Origin of the sequence: Caballeronia arationis (assembly GCF_001544975.2) — a bacterium.
Taxonomy (GTDB): domain Bacteria; phylum Pseudomonadota; class Gammaproteobacteria; order Burkholderiales; family Burkholderiaceae; genus Caballeronia; species Caballeronia arationis.
Genome location: NZ_FCOG02000393.1, coordinates 1 through 1,820 on the forward strand (window position 1 = coordinate 1; position 1,820 = coordinate 1,820).

Here is a 1,820-nt window from a genome sequence, read left to right on the forward strand (position 1 = left end):
CGGCATCGACCTGAAGTGCGGAGGTCGCCGATGAAGCTGGCGAAGGTGAAAATCGAGTACAGCTCCGGCACCACGATCGTGGACCGGGTCACTCTCGATGCAACAACAGGTCAGGTTCATCTGGCGCCGCGTGTACTCGGCCTCTTGGGCAAGATGGAGGAATCGGAGTGTTCGCCCTCGTTCACACTCGAGTACATGGGCTTCATCCTGCCAGTGACCAATGTCGGCGGCCGGTACGCAGTCACGATTCCCGCGGCTCCAGGCCCCGGATGGCGGCAGATAGTTCATGCAATTAAGACGCCGACCAAAGACCAGCGCCAGCAAAACGGGCGTCTACTGCACACCCTCTCAGCGGCTTCCATAGTCGGCGCAGTGGGATACGCCCATTCGGCGTCGTCGTGGGACCCGTTGACGGCGGTGAACACGATCGCCCTTGCGGCGCTTGGGGTTAGTATTATGGTACTGCGGCTATTTCAATATGAAAGGAGAGTGAAATGGGTGCGACGATTTTCACGGTAGTGCTTGGCCTCTCCATTGCCGGTTTCTTCCTCTGGACCGGGCATAACGGGCAAAAAGCCGATCGCGAACGCGATTGGGGCAAATGATTCGACGCAGCGCAAGCTGAGTCCAAAGACAAAACCGCACCTTTTTGGGGTGCGGTTTTTTTTCGACTTCCTTTTCTAGCGCGCCTTCGGGCGCGTTTTTCATTTCAGGAGCAGTTTATGTCTCAAGCAAACGCCGATGTGCTGCCGGCTGCTGTCACCAGCGGTATCACCGCTTCTGGCGCCGTCGATATCAAGTCAGTCGCCCGGCTGAACACCGACGGCAAGACGGTCGATCAGGTTTTCGAAGGTTTGTGCCGCTTCTTGCGCGGGACGGAGCTCGAACCGGAATGGCTCTGTCACGCGAACCTGCAGGACGACGCCAACGAAGCGATGTACGGAGCACGCCACAACAGACCGTGGCCTGAACCGTCGGCACATGATCGGATTTCCGTGTCTGTGTGCATCGGCGATTCGGAAGGCTGGATCGTTCATGTGGACTTCGTCAGTCGACCGCGGCTGAGCGACTCGCTTGATCGGACCTGCGCGATCATGCCGCTGCTTCGCGCCAAGGTGTTCTCCAGTGACCACGCGTGGTCGCTCGCTCGTCTGATCGCGCGTCTACTCGACGCGGCGTAATAGCTTTTCAGCTTCCCCGCGCCCGTTTCGGCGCACTTAACCCTTGCCGGGCATCGACCCGACAGGGAGCGATTGCCCGCAACTTTCCGAGGCAGTCGACCATGTACCAGCTTTCCTTCTCGGGCTTCGCCCAGTCTTTCCGCACGATCCTCGAAGTGCTCCGTTTCCTGCGAGACGACACGTGCGTGGCAGCAGTCGACGCGGCAGAGATCGCTCTCACGTTCTTCAGCCACCCCGTATCCGTCACTCGCTTCAACGGTAAGCTCACCGTTCGTCGGCCCGGGACGGCGACGACCCTTTTCCTGTCGCTCATCGACGAAATCGACGCGGCTTACTTCAGACCGTCGTTCGCCGCGCTTGAGCCGTGGCAAATCCGGCGCGAGCACTGGCAACTGCTCTATCTGGCTTTTGATTTGGCGCGGGAGCCGCTGTACTTGTTTTCATCCGATCAAATGGCGCAAGCCAACAAAGAGGCGGCGAAAAGCGGCCGTCGCGGGTTGGACCTGTTCGAGCTGCTGCAGGACGAGTCGCAGCGCCGGTTCGGGTTCCGCTACGCGGGCCCGATTCTGGACAACCGGCAGAGCAATGGTCGGCACGAGGTTCATGTCGCCTACGCGCTCGCGGCGGGCAAGCCCGTTC

2 protein-coding genes and 1 pseudogene are annotated in these 1,820 nt (G+C 60.1%); all 3 read left to right on the forward strand.

The window, feature by feature from the left end; translation table 11 throughout:
- Positions 1-30 precede the first annotated feature (30 nt).
- Complete coding sequence (locus AWB81_RS42565; protein ID WP_235026249.1) at positions 31-519, forward strand: hypothetical protein; 489 nt, start codon at positions 31-33, stop codon at positions 517-519.
- Positions 520-743: 224 nt separating this feature from the next.
- Positions 744-1,181 carry a hypothetical protein gene (locus tag AWB81_RS42570; protein ID WP_144444380.1) on the forward strand — a complete coding sequence of 146 codons (438 nt, stop codon included), beginning with the start codon at positions 744-746 and terminating at the stop codon, positions 1,179-1,181.
- A gap of 101 nt (positions 1,182-1,282) precedes the next feature.
- A pseudogene (locus AWB81_RS42575) lies at positions 1,283-1,820 on the forward strand (hypothetical protein); the annotation flags it as partial.

Bases quoted from the DNA above. Each gene is read 5' to 3' on its own strand.
- AWB81_RS42565 (WP_235026249.1), top strand. From the start codon at position 31: ATGAAGCTGGCGAAGGTGAAAATCGAGTACAGCTCCGGCACCACGATC.